Below are 15,990 nucleotides of genomic sequence, written 5' to 3' on the forward strand. Positions count from 1 at the left end.
TACAAGAAATAAAAATGCGCAGATAGATCAATTGGTTCAGGTATACTTGCCTAGCTCCGATTCATATATTTGGCGTTGTACGTAATTTGAAAAATAATTGAAGTGGGAATAATTTGCGAATTATACAGAATATCGGACTCAAAAATTGAGGAATTAAAAAAACTTAATTCGGATATTGCGGAGGAATTTCTTGACAAAAATTACGCTTATATTTATGGGAAATATCATAAACAAAACGACACCGTATTTTCAATGGATAAAGGTTGGGATGTAACTCGATTTCTGCTTCAAGAATGCGATAATTCTTCTGATAAAATTTTGAATAAACTTGATAAGCGATTTATAAAATCCAATGATGTTAAGTTAATAAACAAAGTGTTGGAACTGATCGAAATTGGAGACCTGAAAAAAGTATATAATAAAGATAAGTTGATTAAAAATCATATCTACGGAGCCAAATATGATGTTTATTGGGAATATATAAATAACTATCATCTAAAATTATATAAATCTGCATTCAAAAGAGCATCTGAATTGAATGACGGAATAGCAACGAACCATAACTAAAAAGAAAAAACTACGTACAACACGATATATGATGTCATAGCAGCTAAGTGATCAATCGAATAGTCAGTGTATATTTGCAGTGGCGAAATGCTTGCAGAAAGAAAAAGTTAGCAACCAATGCGCAGAAAAACCGAAAAATAGGGTAACATTTTGCCCCGCTACGACACATATTAAACGTTAGCATTAATACATAAAAAAATTGATTAAAAAACTCATTTACATACTGATTCTTTTACCCATAACTTCTTGTTTAAATGATAAACAAATAAAGTCTGGATGGTGGAAATATGGTAATGGATATCATATTGGTGATGTTATAAGTTTTGAAAGATATGATTTACGAAATGACACGTTATTTTTGGAAAACACTCCGAAAGCAATATTATCAAAACGAGAAGGAAGTTATTTCGGTTTTACGGATAGAAAAATAACCATCAAAGATTTAAAATCTAATAAAACGGGAATATACTATCAAAAAGGAAAATCAGAATAATAAATTTGAACAATGTGTAGATAGGCAATGACAACATATAAATCTCATTATGAATGTTTTAATTACAGAAAAACATTTAAACGAAGTCTACTGAGTGATATTAACGGAGGACAAAGTAAGGATGAAAATCAAAATGCAACTTATCTCTATAGTATCCCTAAAGAAATGAAAACGGGTTCAAAAAAGAAACCTAAATATGATGCTCGGAATGCCCAAATATATTGGAATGAAAGAGTTATCCAAATCGATGAGAAAATTGAAAAAGTAAAAATGCTAACACTGTATAACAAATTATAGTCTCCTTCGGCAGACCACGATTGTTATACTTACCGTTACCATAAATTAAAAAAATTAAATGACAAACCAAACAAATACCAAAACGGAGTCTAATATTGGAAGTAGGATTTTAGCTGGATTTATTGACTATTTGATTATTTACATATTTTTCTTTGCTTATGTTTATACTTACGGGGAACCAGATCCAGATGGTGGTTATTCTGTGAATGGATTACCAGCATTGATACCTATATTGTTTTGGGGATTGATGACAATCGGACTTGAGCAATTGTTTGGAGCTACTATTGGGAATTCAATAGTAGGATTAAAACCGATTTCAATAAATGGAATTTCCAAAAATTTGTCATTTGGACAATCCGCGCTAAGACATTTGTTTGATCCGATCGATATGTTCTTTTTTGGACTAGTTGGAATTCTAACCATACAGAACTCTGAAAAAAATCAGAGAGTTGGTGATATCGTTGCAAAAACAATAGTTGTAAAGATTAAAAAAGAAAAATAAAAACGTATGATAACAAGGTGTATAGCTAATTGCGGCTGAATTCCTTAAACGGAATTCATTGCAGATTTGCTACTTTAGTGATTCATCGGAATGTTTCCTTCGGAAAATTCCACAACAAGCCATACACAGAACGTTAGTAAACATATGATTAAACGGAAAGAAATAATATATTCGGATTATTCTGGAGATTATATAAAAAGGCTAATCGAAAGAGAATTATCAACTGAACCTAAATTAGAGATCAATCTAATTAAATGGTTTAAAAAATTCGAAAAACATATAGAAGATGGAAAAAAGTTTAGTGGATCTATCCAAGGTAATAAGATAAAACTTCATTCAAAAACAGTTTTGTATTGGCCAAAAACAATTATTGAAATAGAAGAAGGAACAAAAACAAAATTGACTTTAAACTATAGACTCTATTGGTTATATGCATCAGTATTTATTTTCCTTGTTATTATGCCTATTTTAATGATTTTTGAATCTGGAACGATCCAAGTTAATGACATAATTATACCCTTAATTATCTTTGGTGTAATTGCTATGTTCGGAAGACGGCTTCAAAAGAATACGAAAAAAATTTTAACGGAATAAAAACACATTTGCTAACACGATATATGTGATCATAACAGCTAGGCGATGAATCGAAAGGTTATTGTATTTTTGATAAGGTTAAATGCTTGCAAAGAGTAAAGTTAGCAAGCAATGCGCAGTTTTAGTTGAAAATAAGGTATCTTTTTGCCCTGCCAAGACACATATATAAAACGTTATGCTTAATTAAAAATGACAGGAAAAGATTTACTTTATAAATACCTTGATTATAAATATTTGTGGTCAAACTCGGACAGATTAAATGAAAAGCCCAGTATTATTAGACGACAGCAACTAAACTCATTGTTAGATGCTTTTGGTCTTTCTAAAAAACATGTGAATCCTTTGGTGCAGATGAAATACTTCCTATCAGGAAGAAAAGAAGAATTAAATCGTTCACAGCATTTAAACAAATTATCTGATATACAATATTTTGAGCAAGGAGAATTTCTAAATGATCGAGAATATGATGTAAATAAAGAATTAATTATACGTGCTTTAGACAAAATAAAAGAGTTATATAAAAATCCACCCGAAAATAGAATGAATAGACCAATTCATATTGGATGGATGTTTAATGACCTAATGAACTTTAGACAAGAAATATTTAAAGTTGCTTATCCATGGGGAGGAATGGACGAAGGTTTTGCTGTAGGATTGATATATAGTAAGTATCTTCAAAGCGAATTAAAGAAAACTATAAACGAAAATCTTAATAAAATTGACGAAACTTTATGGTTAATAATAGATCCTCAAAAAAGAGAAATTGACTTGGAAACTATAAAATCCGAATTTCAATACCCTGATGTGGATTTAGAAGAAATTGACCTAAATTGGAAAATTGAAAATTATTAAAAAAGCATAACATTTTATATAATGCATATCCCACCTTCAGCTGACATACGTAATACAGAAGGAACGTTAGCTTCCATTAAAAGAAAAAGGGACTTTCTGATTCAAAGAGACTTTATACAATGGTAATCTTTATAAATTTATCAATTAAAAAGATAGAGCCATGTTTCAAGCAGAAGTAAAAAGTAAAATAGGAGAAGATATCTCAATATTATTGCGATTGGATAATCATCCATGGAATTATTTATGTGAGTGTGGAGATGCGAGCAATTTGACCGTAAAAGAATTACAAAATTGTAAAGCTATATTTATAAGTCATACGCATATAGATCATTTTGTGAATTTTGATTCAGTTTTAAGGCATCAAATAGGAATTCAAAGAAGAATTATCATATGTGGTCCAAAGGGAATAGCGAATCAAGTTCAATCAAGAATAAAAAGTTATACCTGGAATCTTATTGAGAAAGGTGCAATAACCTATGAGATAAGAGAATATGTTTTAGAAGGAAGGATAATAATCTATGAAATAGAACCTCCAATATGGGATTTGGTGAAAATTAAAGAGACCGAAGGAATGGTAATATATGAAGATAAATCGTTTAAAGTAAGCTCTATATTATTAGATCATAAAATACCTACATTAGCCTATAAATTTCAAGGGGAAGATGCTATAAAAATAGATATTGAATCTAGTGGATTTAGAGGAGGTAAATGGGTGAGAGAATTGAAAGAGGCTTTTGAAAAAGATGAAAGGGATTTGATTATTTCGATAGGAGATAAAGACTATAAATCCGAAGATTTATTTCATTTACTACATGTTCAACAAGGAGATTCGCTAGGAATAATTATGGATCATGCAGCAAATGAAGAAAACCATAAAAAGATAAAACATCATTTTTATAGGTGTAGACAAGTGTTTATAGAAAGCTTTTATAAAGCAGAAGATAAAGAACAAGCGAGATTAAACTATCATAGCTATTCGACCATGTCTGGCAGAATCATGAAAGAGAGTGAGATTAAAGATCCCATTCCTGTTCATTTTTCGAGGAAGTATGATGAAGATGAAATAAAGGAACTGATTAGCGAATTTGAATTAGAATTACAAAACAAAACGGAAGCCGACAAAAGCTAAAGCGTCAATTGCCCCTATGCGTTGTAACTGCGTTTAGTAATGCCGTTAGCAGATATTAGAAATGAAAGACTACTCCATTCAAATTGAACGTATAAAATCTAAGCTGTTAGAAGCGGCAAAGGTGGACAAAGGCCTTAAAGCTTTTGGCGCAAGTAGCCATAAATACAATATTCATAACCCCGTTAGTATTGAGGAAGTAAATACTTTTGAAAGAAAGTATTCGATTAACCTTCCTGATTGCTATAAATCATTTGTATTGCAAATCGGAAACGGAGGAAAATCATATGCTAATTCAGGAGCTGGACCGTTTTATGGAATATATCCATTGGGAGATGGTGTCGATGAACTTGTTTATAAAAATACAGAAAAGTATATTAAAAATGAGTCAATACTTCACCCTAAAATGACAAATGATTATTGGTCAAAAGTAATTGAAAAAATAGAGATTGATAATATTTCAGATAGTGAATATGAACAAGAACTAGGTAAAATATTCGGTGGTATTTTACCAATTGGTTCCCAAGGATGTTCGTATTTGCATGGTATCATTCTTAATGGTACACACAAAGGAAAAGTAGTAAATATAGATCAAGATCTTCAAAAACCACATTTTACTTTTGAGGACAATTTTCTTGATTGGTATGAAAGATGGTTAGACGAAGTTATTTCTAAAGATTTGTTGATTGAATCACCTTCATGGTTTGGGTATACAATGGGAGGATCCGAAGAAAAACTACTAGAAGCATATAAAAATGGATCTAGTGATATTGCCAAGGAAGATGCGCTCAACGGTCTGCTAAAAAAGAGAACATTAAATTCTTTTACTCTTGACTCAATTGATAAACTTTATCTCAATACTTCTAAAGAAAACTCTAAGCTATTACTTCAAATATTAGTAAAATACAAACATAAAACTTGGAAAGAATATTTAACTAAACAAGGTAAAGATGATCTCTTAACAGTATTCCAATACATTTTTTGGTACGATAAAGCAAACAGTACGAATTGGAAAGAATATATTACCAGCCACATTAACCAAATTACTAATCCTGAAACGTTTCGATTTTGTACATATTTACTTCAAGAATGTAATTTTGATTATGGTTATCTTATCCAAGGGTTTATTAAAAATACTGACAAAGATATTAGATCAACAGTAGTATATTCCCTCGGTCAGTTGAGTAACAAAAAAGATTATCTGGAGACTTTCATTATTGGACTAAATGATGATTCTAATAAGGTTATTCACTCATCATTACAAGCTCTTTCAGGAATAAAAAATGAGAAATTACTTATTCATTATAAAAAAATTGCAGATCGTTTTCCTGTTGAAAAAGATTATATATTATCAAATTTGAAACAAAGGCTTGCAGAGTTTAAAATTGATTTAAATTGGATTAGAAAAAATGATCTAAATAAAATTCCATTAAAAAGTGATAAAAAGTGGTATCAAATATGGAAATAAAATCGCTAACACTATGTAAAGATGCATTAAAAACGCGTTTTACATTAAACATTGCACAAGTGCATATAAAATTATAAATGGAAAACTTTCAACTAATTTTTGGAATAATAATACTGACTCTTGTTGGTTTTGTTATTTATAAAAATGCTTTTAACTTTTACAGGATTTCAAATTTACCGAAAGACAAAGTTAAATTTGATATCATAAAACCCTTATTTAAAAAAATAGCTAAAGGAGAAATCCCTGAACCGAAATTATTAACGAAATATGCATTTGATATTAAGACTAGAGAAATAACGTATCAACTTCTTAAGGAATATAATAGAATTGATTTGTTTCCAAAAGAGTTTAACACCATAGAAAAAGGTGCTGAAACTAATTTAGTTAATTGGTTAGATTTTCCAGGAGATTTGGAAAAAGTTCCTGACGAAATAGAATATATTGAAAAGGTTAATATTGACGATAATGGAACCCAACTTTATTATCACACATATAAGTTTAAAGTTTATGAACCTTCTTATGCAGCCAAATGTGGGTGGATGATCGGAACGGTAGGCCCCTACTCTGATGTTAGCGTTCCCTACGAAAAACCAAAAGTGATTTCAAGTAGATTTGTTAAAAGTAAATATGGTGAAGTTACCCCTAAAGAAGAAGTACTATGGACGCATAATAATATTTACCTAAAAGCCAGTACACAACAAGATATATAAGTCATAGCAGCTAAGTGATAATTAATCAATCGATTGGTTTGTATTTATTTATGAAGGCGTAATGCTCGTAAAATGTAAAAGTTAGCAACCAATAAGCAGTTTTTATTGAAAACAGGGTAACATTTTGCACTGCTAAGACATATATTAACCATTAGCAGAAGTTAAAAACAAAAGTTATGAGTGATTTCTCAGGTTATGAGAAGATGCCAAATAGTTTAAAAAAACTTGGATTAAATGATAGCGATTTTTCTAAATTAGAGAAATTGAGTTGGGTTGTTACTGAAAAAGTTCATGGAGCAAATTTCAGTTTCATCTATGATCAAAGCACTTTGAAATATGCAAAAAGAAAGGATTACCTCTCTTGGAATGATGACTTTTTTGGTTTTCAGCTTATTGTTAATAAATTAGAAGATAATCTTCTGCAATTATTTGAAGTTTTAAGTACTCTAATAAAAGGTAGTAAGTACATTATTTATGGAGAATTATTTGGTGGTAAATACCCTCATCCCGATATTGAGCCTGACTCAAACGTTCAAGCTATCCAAACAGGAGTTTATTATTCACCAACCATAAACTTCTGTGCGTTTGATATTGCAATTGAAATTAATGGTTTAAATTCTAAATATTATCTTGATTATGAATCATCAGTTTCATTCTTTGAAAAGTATGAGATATTTTACGCAAAACCTTTATTGGTTGGAAAATTTGGGGAAGCATTAAATTTTGATACCAGAATTAATTCTGCAATTCCAAAGCAATTGAATCTTCCAGAATTAAAAGAAAATCTAATTGAAGGTGTTGTAATAAAACCTTTTAATCAAATAGATAATAAGAGTATACCATTTAGACCAATAATCAAACTAAAGAATAAGGAATTTGATGAAGAAAAAAAATTTCATCAAGCAGAAAAATGGACATACATTCCAAATATATCATCTAAAACTGAAGACTTATCATTCATATTAAATGAACTAAGAAACTACATAACTGTAAATAGGTTAGAGAGTGCTATTTCTAAAATAGGTGCTTTGGATTTCACTAATGAACAACGAATCATTGACATCAAAAATGAATTCTTTCTTGATACATTAGTTGACTTTAATGAGAACAATAAAAATCTATTGGAAGAATTATCCGATGATGAAAAAAAATGGATTAACGAAAGAGTGAAATCTGAAATAAATAAGAAAATAACTGCCAATAAAACTTTGTAAAAATGTAGTAAAACGTATTTTACGTTTAACGTTTTGTATCATTTCAAAAAAACTAAAATTAATATGAAAGCAGTAGTTTATGAAAAATATGGTCCACCAGAGGTTCTCAAACTAACAGACATCGATAAACCTAAACCTAAGGATAATGAGATTCTAGTAAAAATACATTCAGCTACTGTTACTTCGGGAGATGTTAGGCTTCGAAGTTCTGATTTCCCACCTTTGTTTTGGCTGCCTGCAAGATTAATTTTTGGACTGTTCAAACCAAAGAAAAGAATTTTAGGCCATGAATTGGCTGGAATCGTTGAAGAAATTGGGAAAAACGTAACTGAATTTAATGTTGGTGACAGTGTATTTGGAACTACAACAATGCTAAATTCAGGTTCATATGCAGAATATATATGCTTGCCTCAAAAATGGAAAAATGGTGTGATTGGTTTAAAACCAGAAAATTTGAGTTACCATGAAGCTGCAGCGTTACCAATTGGAGCAATGACTGCAATTTACCTTTTAGAGAAAGCTAGTTTGAAAAACGGACAAAACGTTTTAATTTATGGAGCTTCTGGAAGTGTTGGAAGCTATGCCGTACAAATTGCAAATCAAAAAGGTTCTCATGTAATAGGTGTATGTAGTGCTTCGAATTTCGAAATGGTGAAATCTTTAGGTGCTTCAAGTCTAATAGATTATAAAAAAGAGGATTATTCCCAGAGAAATGAGAGGTTCGATATTATTTTTGATGCTGTTGGAAAAACAACAAAATCAAAGGCAAAAAAGGTGCTTAAAACTGGAGGTGTTTTCGTTTCAGTTAAAATGCTAACAAAAGAAAAGAATGAACATCTTAGGTTAATAAAAGATATGGCTGAAAAAGAAGAACTAAAACCATTTATAGACAAATCCTTTACACTTGATGAAATAGTTAAGGCTCACGAATATGTTGATAATGGGCGAAAAAGAGGAAATGTGATAATTCATATATTAAAATAAACGAATACATAACTATGGATAAAAGTAATTGCCAAGTTAAGCACTAATCCCTGCAACTACTTATAGTCGATGCAGTTGTGTATAATTTTTTAAAATAAATAGAAATATGAAAGAAATAAAATACCCAAAATCATTTTCACATATTGGAATTACAGTCCCTGATATTCATAAAGCCGTAAACTTTTATGAAGAAATTATGGGATGGTACGTAATTATGAAACCATCCGTAGTAAAAAAAGAACGAGATACAGCAATTGGACAAATGTGCATAGATGTTTTTGGAGAAAATTGGGAAGAATTCGAAATAGCACATATGTCAACTTCAGATGGAATTGGAATTGAACTTTTTTGTTTTCCTAACGGAGTTAAAGAAGCACCTGAGTTTAATCCGTTCAACACAGGATTATTCCATTTTTGTGTCCAAGACCCAGATATCGAAAATCTGACTAGAAAAATCGTCGATGCTGGTGGAAAGCAAAGAATGCCAATAAGATCATATTATCCAAATGAAAAACCGTATAAAATGGTTTATGTAGAAGACCCATTTGGAATTGTATTTGAAATCTATACTCACAGCTATGAATTAACTTATTCATCAGGAGCTTATCAAGAATAAAACTATATACAATCATTTGTAGAATTCGTTGTTAGTTAAAGCCTACATAAGAAAGTACTTGTGAATCTTCTATCTATGATTTATTTGCTAAATTTAGTACTTAAACCCATAACGAAATCACACACTAAAACAGTTTATCATTTCTAAAAAGCTAAACTAAATAAGATGTTTAAAGAATACAACTATATAGATTTTCGTGAGTTTTTGATTTTTCCATACTACTTAAAAATCGGACAAAAAAAAAGTTCCGAAAGGTGGCTGAGAGATGAGTTGGCATTGATTGATTATCACTCAGAGTTTATTACACAATATCACTATGTTAAATGTGAGCATCTAGAGTTCTTTTATTTTTGTTTTAAGTCGGTAAGTGCCATAGATGAGAAACTCTTTGAGGATTTCATCAAGTTTGGATGGAGAGGTGTTGTATGGGCAGCTTGGATCAGTTGTATTACACCATATCCTGAGGAATATATGACTAAGCAATTACAAAATATAGATTTTAATTCACCTTATAATGATTGGCTTGTAAATGTGGCTTTAAATATTCTAACTGGAAACAACAAAAACGAAGGAATATATCAATGCATGAATAAATTTCGAAATTATATGGGTATGATTCCTCGAATAGAAGTTCCTTTGAGACCATGGTATAACAAAGAATATTTCAAACGAGCAGCGGAGTTTCAACGCAATCTGAAGAATATATATATAAATGAAGGAACTGATGCTGCAATTGATTTCTTTCATCAAAACAAGTGTTCAACTTATAATGTTGACTATAAAACATGGGTGCAAAATTTATCCAAAAAACAATAACACGCAACAATTTACATATCACATATGCTCCCTTCAGGAAGCAAACATACTACACAAAAAACGTTAAGTATCTTAATTCAAAATCATTATGAAAAAGAAAATCATCCTACTATTCATATTCTTAATAAGTTCTTTGAGCATATCTGCACAAAAAGATTATTCTGAAAAAAAACAAATTGAAAAAATTAATAATATTTTGTCCTCCAGTATTGGAAAAACGAAATACACTTTTTCCATATCCGGAAATGATTTAGTTGTATCTGGCACAGGTAAACAAACCTTCCCAATCAATAAAATCTCAACAAAAAAACTTAAATTTAAGAAAAAAGGTGAAGTTAGTTTTAGTGGAAGAAAAGGTAATTCTTATCATGTTTATATGAATCCGAACGAAAAAGGGCTTTATGTTTATAATTCTATATTTAAAAAAAAGAAAAAACAGCTAATTTTCTTTTTTAGTCACGAAAAAAAAGAAACTATTGAAGAATTAAAAACATTAATTATTGATTTAGTTAAAAAACACTCAAACTAACATTTTATCACACAAAAATAGATGGTATTAAAACATCTTTAATTTGAGCTATCATATGAAGTAAAAAAGTAAATACTTTAAAAAAAGAATCGGTTCAAATCTGGATCTTGACGAAATACAAAATACTCTACAAGTAAAAGAACTATATACAAAAAAGTATTATACCGATTAAGCCCAAATCTAACCGATTTCCGAATATAGAATGATATAATTATAACTCACATTCTATATCATTGGAAATAGGCTACATAATAAAACATTTCACAACAAATATTAATAAAAATGAGAAAAACTATCTACATTCTTTTACTATTTACAAGTTTAAACAGTTTAGCCCAAGAATTATTTGAATATGATTTTGATGAAAATTTAACCCTAAACGTTATTGACAATTCAGAAGAAGGAGAAATTGCTAACGGTAAATTCGTAAAAGGAACATTTGAAAATGAAACTATTGTTTATTTAAAGTCTAAAAAGAAAGGGTTAAAAAACGTTAGCGGGAAGAAACTAGAAAAACTTTTTGAAGGAATTAAGGATGGCGCTTTAAAAGCTAGTAAAGGAAAATTAATTAATGAAGAAATAATAAAAATTAATGAACTTGATGTTTTAAATTATAAATATTTTATAAAACAGAGCGAAGAAAAAAAGATAATAGAAAACTATGTCTTTGTATATAAAGAGAATATCTACACAATTCAATTTATGAATAATAAAGACGAGTTTAACAAAAACACTGAATTTAGGAAGCGAATAATCGAGTCAATAAAATTAAAGTAAAAATTGTTTTTAAAACTATAGATATGCTTTCGTAACAACAACACGATCAATCAAAAGGTGCAATATTCCTGACCAAATGGAATAATTTTATTTCGAAAAATTAGAAAAAATGAAGTTTTTTTGTTGAAAACAGGGTAACATTTCATCCTGTTACGGAATGTATCTAAAACGTTAGTTATTATCTAAACTAAACTTAAAATGAGAAATTTATTTTTATTATTTTCTTTAACTCTTCTCGTTTCTTGTAAATCCGACAACTCGAACAATTTTCTTGAAAATCATGATCATTCAAAACACATAAATCACAAGATTAGAAATAAAAAAGCGATTGAATTCTACAACAAAGGGGTTAAATTACTTAAGCAACAAGATTTAGATTCCGCCAAAGTTTATTTTTATAAATCATTAAAACAAGAAAAAAATTCAATTGTATTAAATGAACTTGGAACGATGGCTTTGTCTAAAAACAATTATCAAGAAGCTCTAAATTATTTTAATGATGGCATAAAACAAGAATTTGAATATTGGCCAAGCCATATCAATAAATCACGAACTTTTATTTTATCATCTCATTTTGAAAGTGCGGAACAAACTCTAAAAAGTATGTTGCTAAAATGTGAATCTGATTATTGGAAAGCTTACGCAAATCTTCATTTGACCTATATTTATACAAATGGCATATTAAATTGTAAAAAAGCAAAAGAATCTGCGAATAAGGCTGTGTTTATAAAAAATGATATTGAACTAAAAAATCAATATGAGAGCATAATTAAAGAGAAAGTTAAATACTGTGACTAAAGTATATAATAGTATCATTACTCCGAAAAGCAACAATGTATGCTATGTCGGTTATTAAATAATAATTAAAGAAACAAATGCATAAAAAAACAATCATATTATTATCATTCATATTTATAACTATTAATTTATGTGCTCAAAAATCTAACTTAATTGTTGGTAATTGGGTTTTTACAAAACCATTAAACAAAGGGATAGATGAAGCTGGATTAGCATTCTTAGAAGCTGAAGTTATAGGAAAGTGGAAAATTAATTTTAAACCTGATGGAAAATTTGACTCTACTATGATGGGAGAACAAACAGATGGAACTTGGAATTTTGATTCAAACTCTAATTCTATAACCATATCTGGTAAGGAAGGCGAACCACAGAAATTCAAAATTTTAAAATCAACTAAAAGTGAACTAATTTTAAAACTTGGATTAGGAGAATTCTTACTAACTAAAATTGAATAACAAAACTAAGCTCAATATTGTACACCTACTAAAGCTGCAAAGTGATCAATCTAATAGTTTGTATTTATTATTGAAAATTACTTGCAGAATGAAAAGGTTAGCAATCAATGCCTAGAAAGATTGAAAAGTAAGGTAACATTTTACGCCCTACCGCGATACATATATACAATAAATATTAAGATTGATAAAAAACAAAATCAGATAAGTGAGGCTGACTAAAACAATATTCATAAACATCGCTCTTGTAATTGGATTAAATTGTAATTCGCAAACAATTATAGGTCTTTTAGATAAAAACACACTTGTTTTCGATTCCGAAAGACCAATCAAAGAAGTTTACGAAACTTTTTCTGGCAAAAAACAAACAATTTTTACCTATGATAGAAATGGTAAACTAATATCAAAAGTACCTCGTTTAAAATCAATTCCTAATTTTTCGATATTCTGGGAATACACAGACTCATTACAAAAATTCCGTACTGATATAAAAGAAACAAATTTTGGAAAAATGATTAACTATTTTTCATACCATTATGATAACAGTGGTTATTTAACATCAATAAAATACCTCAATCCAGAAAAAAAATTGATCAATGATATTATAATAAAAAATGACTCTTTAGGAAATCCTATCAGATTAGAAACTTTCGACAATAAAAGAAGAAAAATGGGATATGAAGTCGCTAAATATTTTTATGACTTAAATTTGGTCGAGATCATGGTTTACAATACAAAGGATCAGATTGCTGGAATAATTTTAAATCCAATTGACAAGAAAAAACCAATGATCTCATTTAAAGATTATTTATCCAAAAACTCATACAATCATCTAAAACAAAAAGCAAAAGATTGGGCTAATTTAAGAGTTACCTACAATAAATTTAAGTATAAGTTTAACAAAAATGGATTTTGGAAAAAAGAGACTCATGACTTAATTGGATATTTTCCAGCTACAAAAAGAATAGAAAATTATTCCAACGGATATATCACAAGAAATATTAAAAAATATTACAATAAAAATTAACTAGCTCCAACAATGAATAGAATACATTATTATCTCTTGGTGCAAAAGTAAAATAGAAACAGAAATCACTCCATCCTAATTAGCAAACAGAATTCCTTACGGATTTATTACCTTAGTAGCTCTTAGAAATTCACTTCTAATAATATCCACAGCATGGAAGAAATAAAAAAATTCATTGATCATATTTATCCAATGAATCATGCTGATTGGGACTTTTTTTCTTCAAAACTCCAAAAAAAAACAGTAAAGAAAAAATCAGATCTCATAAAGGTGGGTATGATTGAAAACTATTTATCTTTTATTTCCGAAGGAATAGTGAGGTTTTATATCCCTCTAGAAGAAACCGATTTAACATTTGGTTTTCTATTTGAAAACGAATTCGTGACAGCATACGATTCTTTCATTACGCAAACTCCTTCACTCTATCAAATAGAAACACTAACAAAAACGACTTTATGGAGAATATCTTATAAAGATCTTCAAGAAGTTTATAAGAAAACTGAAAGTGGAAATTTTATCGGACGAAGAATGGCCGAAAATATGTTTTTAATAAAGTCGAAAAGAGAAGTTTCCCTGTTAAGTAAAACAGCTGAAGAACGTTATTTGGACTTATTCTCGGAACGTCCTGAATTATTAAAACAGATTCCACTAAAATACATTGCTTCTTATATTGGTGTTACACCCCAAGCCTTAAGCCGAATACGTAAACGAATTACTTAACTTAGGTTCATTGTCTATTTTAAATTCATTCACAAACTTTGTAAATAAATCAAAATCAAGACCATATGAAACCCTTAATAGTACTTTTATCCACTTTTATCATTGCTGTTTTCACAGTTAAAATCGCTACAACGACATATGACTTTACCTTATCGGCTAGGATAGCAATGTCAATAATGTTGTGTTTTACCGCAATTGGACATTTCGTTTTCACCAAGGGAATGGCTATGATGATTCCACAATTTATTCCTTTCAAAACAAATCTTGTTTATATGACAGGATTTCTTGAAATTCTTTTAGCAATTGGATTACTTGTCCCCTATTCTAAAACAATTAGTGGATGGACTCTGATTCTTTTTCTATTAGTAATGCTACCCATGAATATTTACGCAGCAGTTCATCAAATAGATTATCAAAAGGGAACATTTGGTGGAAATGGCCTTTCTTATCTATGGTTTAGAGTTCCGTTACAATTTCTTTTTATTGCTTGGACTTATTTTAGCTCTATCCGAATACTTTAAAAAAACTACTCCGTAACTAAATTTATAAAGATTTCTTTGAATTTTAAGGTAACAATTTCTTTGACTGAGATACATATATTAAATGTTAGACAATAGCAAATCGGAATGAAGAATATTGATAAACTAAAAAATGTACTGGATTTAATAAAAAACGAAATTTATGTATTAGATTATCCAGAGAATGATATAAGAATAGCGTACTTCGAAAATCTTTATTCTATCATTAATGAGTTTTATTTAGGGAAAGTATTTTTTGAAATCAGTACCGAAATAAAAAATGGTAATATCAAATTTGATGCTGAAATCATGGACTTAAAGCCCCATATTTTAAAAGTCTATGAAGTCGCTGACATCCCATTATTGTCAAATGGATTTCATAACGACCTTAATCGTAAACTATTTGTTGATTCCTTTACCAATTTTGAAGTAACTATAGATTTATGTTTTGAGAATCTAAAGACCGATGAAATTACAAAAGCAATAGTAACCGATTTAAATGTTAGACTTATTAAACTTATAGAAGAGTCCCATAAAAAAGAAGAGATCATTAATCAACTAGTTAAAAGTTCTTTTATTCCTTTATTAAGAAAATTTAAGTTTCTTTCTAACAGAAGAGATCACTGTTATGGAGAGAACTATTCAGAAGATCTGAAATTCATTGGCTTTTGTGGAAAACTAAGAAACTGTGTACTCCATTCTGCTGGATATTATAAAGGTAAAAATTCTGAATATGAATTTGAAGATGTAAAATTTATATTTAAAAATGATGAATTTCTTGAGATGGTTGGTGAAAATGATTATATATTTCTTAAAATAAATGAGCGATTGACTAATATAGCGAGTCAATTATTTAATTGTTTAAATGATATCGAATTTTTGAAATATCCTGATGATGGGTTTTAAAAAGTATAGTTTGATAATATTACA

Annotated in this window: 21 protein-coding genes; all 21 read left to right on the forward strand. The window is 29.2% G+C overall.

All coding sequences use genetic code 11. From position 1 onward, the window contains the following. Positions 1-102 precede the first annotated feature (102 nt). The 21 genes from Q1A73_RS15605 (at position 103) to Q1A73_RS15705 (ending at position 15,966) form a co-directional block, all read left to right on the forward strand. Entirely contained in the window at positions 103-567 is a 465-nt protein-coding gene (locus Q1A73_RS15605; RefSeq protein WP_299607243.1) for a DUF1877 family protein, read from the forward strand. Positions 568-766: 199 nt separating this feature from the next. Next, on the forward strand, positions 767-1,060 hold the full coding sequence (locus Q1A73_RS15610; RefSeq protein WP_299607245.1) for a hypothetical protein: 294 nt from the start codon (positions 767-769) through the stop codon (positions 1,058-1,060). Positions 1,061-1,087: 27 nt separating this feature from the next. Next, entirely contained in the window at positions 1,088-1,357 is a 270-nt protein-coding gene (locus tag Q1A73_RS15615; RefSeq protein ID WP_299607246.1) for a hypothetical protein, read from the forward strand. A 58-nt stretch (positions 1,358-1,415) separates the two neighbouring features. Further along, entirely contained in the window at positions 1,416-1,859 is a 444-nt protein-coding gene (locus Q1A73_RS15620) for an RDD family protein (RefSeq protein ID WP_299607248.1), read from the forward strand. A 144-nt stretch (positions 1,860-2,003) separates the two neighbouring features. Continuing rightward, positions 2,004-2,453, forward strand: a complete 450-nt coding sequence (locus Q1A73_RS15625) for a hypothetical protein (RefSeq protein ID WP_299607250.1) — start codon at positions 2,004-2,006, stop codon at positions 2,451-2,453. Between the two features lie 189 nt (positions 2,454-2,642). Then, positions 2,643-3,305 (forward strand): hypothetical protein, encoded by a 663-nt coding sequence (locus tag Q1A73_RS15630; RefSeq protein WP_299607251.1) that lies wholly within the window; start codon positions 2,643-2,645, stop codon positions 3,303-3,305. A gap of 160 nt (positions 3,306-3,465) precedes the next feature. Continuing rightward, positions 3,466-4,434: a peptidase gene (locus Q1A73_RS15635; RefSeq protein ID WP_299607253.1), complete on the forward strand. Its 969-nt coding sequence runs from the start codon at positions 3,466-3,468 to the stop codon at positions 4,432-4,434. 61 nt (positions 4,435-4,495) lie between these two features. Then, positions 4,496-5,899, forward strand: a complete 1,404-nt coding sequence (locus Q1A73_RS15640; protein ID WP_299607255.1) for an SMI1/KNR4 family protein — start codon at positions 4,496-4,498, stop codon at positions 5,897-5,899. Positions 5,900-5,976: 77 nt separating this feature from the next. Then, the gene (locus tag Q1A73_RS15645; RefSeq protein ID WP_299607257.1) at positions 5,977-6,609 is read left to right on the forward strand and encodes a hypothetical protein; all 633 of its coding nucleotides are present in this window, start codon (positions 5,977-5,979) and stop codon (positions 6,607-6,609) included. A gap of 176 nt (positions 6,610-6,785) precedes the next feature. Next, positions 6,786-7,823 carry an RNA ligase family protein gene (locus Q1A73_RS15650; protein WP_299607259.1) on the forward strand — a complete coding sequence of 346 codons (1,038 nt, stop codon included), beginning with the start codon at positions 6,786-6,788 and terminating at the stop codon, positions 7,821-7,823. Between the two features lie 63 nt (positions 7,824-7,886). Beyond that, on the forward strand, positions 7,887-8,807 hold the full coding sequence (locus tag Q1A73_RS15655) for an NAD(P)-dependent alcohol dehydrogenase (protein ID WP_299607262.1): 921 nt from the start codon (positions 7,887-7,889) through the stop codon (positions 8,805-8,807). Between the two features lie 106 nt (positions 8,808-8,913). Next, on the forward strand, positions 8,914-9,423 hold the full coding sequence (locus Q1A73_RS15660; RefSeq protein ID WP_299607263.1) for a lactoylglutathione lyase family protein: 510 nt from the start codon (positions 8,914-8,916) through the stop codon (positions 9,421-9,423). 165 nt (positions 9,424-9,588) lie between these two features. Continuing rightward, positions 9,589-10,239: a hypothetical protein gene (locus Q1A73_RS15665; RefSeq protein ID WP_299607265.1), complete on the forward strand. Its 651-nt coding sequence runs from the start codon at positions 9,589-9,591 to the stop codon at positions 10,237-10,239. An 88-nt stretch (positions 10,240-10,327) separates the two neighbouring features. Then, positions 10,328-10,768, forward strand: a complete 441-nt coding sequence (locus Q1A73_RS15670) for a hypothetical protein (protein ID WP_299607267.1) — start codon at positions 10,328-10,330, stop codon at positions 10,766-10,768. Positions 10,769-11,050: 282 nt separating this feature from the next. Further along, entirely contained in the window at positions 11,051-11,545 is a 495-nt protein-coding gene (locus Q1A73_RS15675) for a hypothetical protein (protein ID WP_299607268.1), read from the forward strand. A gap of 198 nt (positions 11,546-11,743) precedes the next feature. Then, on the forward strand, positions 11,744-12,343 hold the full coding sequence (locus tag Q1A73_RS15680; protein WP_299607270.1) for a hypothetical protein: 600 nt from the start codon (positions 11,744-11,746) through the stop codon (positions 12,341-12,343). A 77-nt stretch (positions 12,344-12,420) separates the two neighbouring features. Beyond that, positions 12,421-12,798 (forward strand): lipocalin family protein, encoded by a 378-nt coding sequence (locus Q1A73_RS15685; protein ID WP_299607272.1) that lies wholly within the window; start codon positions 12,421-12,423, stop codon positions 12,796-12,798. Positions 12,799-13,003: 205 nt separating this feature from the next. After that, positions 13,004-13,822, forward strand: a complete 819-nt coding sequence (locus Q1A73_RS15690; protein WP_299607274.1) for a hypothetical protein — start codon at positions 13,004-13,006, stop codon at positions 13,820-13,822. A gap of 153 nt (positions 13,823-13,975) precedes the next feature. Further along, complete coding sequence (locus Q1A73_RS15695; protein WP_299607276.1) at positions 13,976-14,542, forward strand: Crp/Fnr family transcriptional regulator; 567 nt, start codon at positions 13,976-13,978, stop codon at positions 14,540-14,542. Between the two features lie 65 nt (positions 14,543-14,607). Next, a complete protein-coding gene (locus Q1A73_RS15700) occupies positions 14,608-15,063 on the forward strand; it encodes a hypothetical protein (RefSeq protein WP_299607278.1) in 456 nt (151 codons plus the stop codon). 105 nt (positions 15,064-15,168) lie between these two features. Further along, a complete protein-coding gene (locus tag Q1A73_RS15705; RefSeq protein ID WP_299607279.1) occupies positions 15,169-15,966 on the forward strand; it encodes a hypothetical protein in 798 nt (265 codons plus the stop codon). Positions 15,967-15,990: the final 24 nt, after the last annotated feature.

Origin of the sequence: uncultured Aquimarina sp. (assembly GCF_947492115.1) — a bacterium.
GTDB lineage: Bacteria > Bacteroidota > Bacteroidia > Flavobacteriales > Flavobacteriaceae > Aquimarina.

Bases quoted from the DNA above. Each gene is read 5' to 3' on its own strand.
- Q1A73_RS15630 (WP_299607251.1), top strand. From the start codon at position 2,643: ATGACAGGAAAAGATTTACTTTATAAATACCTTGATTATAAATATTTG.
- Q1A73_RS15695 (WP_299607276.1), top strand. From the start codon at position 13,976: ATGGAAGAAATAAAAAAATTCATTGATCATATTTATCCAATGAATCAT.
- Q1A73_RS15660 (WP_299607263.1), top strand. From the start codon at position 8,914: ATGAAAGAAATAAAATACCCAAAATCATTTTCACATATTGGAATTACA.
- Q1A73_RS15650 (WP_299607259.1), top strand. From the start codon at position 6,786: ATGAGTGATTTCTCAGGTTATGAGAAGATGCCAAATAGTTTAAAAAAA.
- Q1A73_RS15685 (WP_299607272.1), top strand. From the start codon at position 12,421: ATGCATAAAAAAACAATCATATTATTATCATTCATATTTATAACTATT.
- Q1A73_RS15635 (WP_299607253.1), top strand. From the start codon at position 3,466: ATGTTTCAAGCAGAAGTAAAAAGTAAAATAGGAGAAGATATCTCAATA.
- Q1A73_RS15675 (WP_299607268.1), top strand. From the start codon at position 11,051: ATGAGAAAAACTATCTACATTCTTTTACTATTTACAAGTTTAAACAGT.
- Q1A73_RS15665 (WP_299607265.1), top strand. From the start codon at position 9,589: ATGTTTAAAGAATACAACTATATAGATTTTCGTGAGTTTTTGATTTTT.
- Q1A73_RS15625 (WP_299607250.1), top strand. From the start codon at position 2,004: ATGATTAAACGGAAAGAAATAATATATTCGGATTATTCTGGAGATTAT.
- Q1A73_RS15680 (WP_299607270.1), top strand. From the start codon at position 11,744: ATGAGAAATTTATTTTTATTATTTTCTTTAACTCTTCTCGTTTCTTGT.
- Q1A73_RS15705 (WP_299607279.1), top strand. From the start codon at position 15,169: ATGAAGAATATTGATAAACTAAAAAATGTACTGGATTTAATAAAAAAC.
- Q1A73_RS15645 (WP_299607257.1), top strand. From the start codon at position 5,977: ATGGAAAACTTTCAACTAATTTTTGGAATAATAATACTGACTCTTGTT.
- Q1A73_RS15615 (WP_299607246.1), top strand. From the start codon at position 1,088: ATGACAACATATAAATCTCATTATGAATGTTTTAATTACAGAAAAACA.
- Q1A73_RS15700 (WP_299607278.1), top strand. From the start codon at position 14,608: ATGAAACCCTTAATAGTACTTTTATCCACTTTTATCATTGCTGTTTTC.
- Q1A73_RS15670 (WP_299607267.1), top strand. From the start codon at position 10,328: ATGAAAAAGAAAATCATCCTACTATTCATATTCTTAATAAGTTCTTTG.
- Q1A73_RS15640 (WP_299607255.1), top strand. From the start codon at position 4,496: ATGAAAGACTACTCCATTCAAATTGAACGTATAAAATCTAAGCTGTTA.
- Q1A73_RS15655 (WP_299607262.1), top strand. From the start codon at position 7,887: ATGAAAGCAGTAGTTTATGAAAAATATGGTCCACCAGAGGTTCTCAAA.
- Q1A73_RS15620 (WP_299607248.1), top strand. From the start codon at position 1,416: ATGACAAACCAAACAAATACCAAAACGGAGTCTAATATTGGAAGTAGG.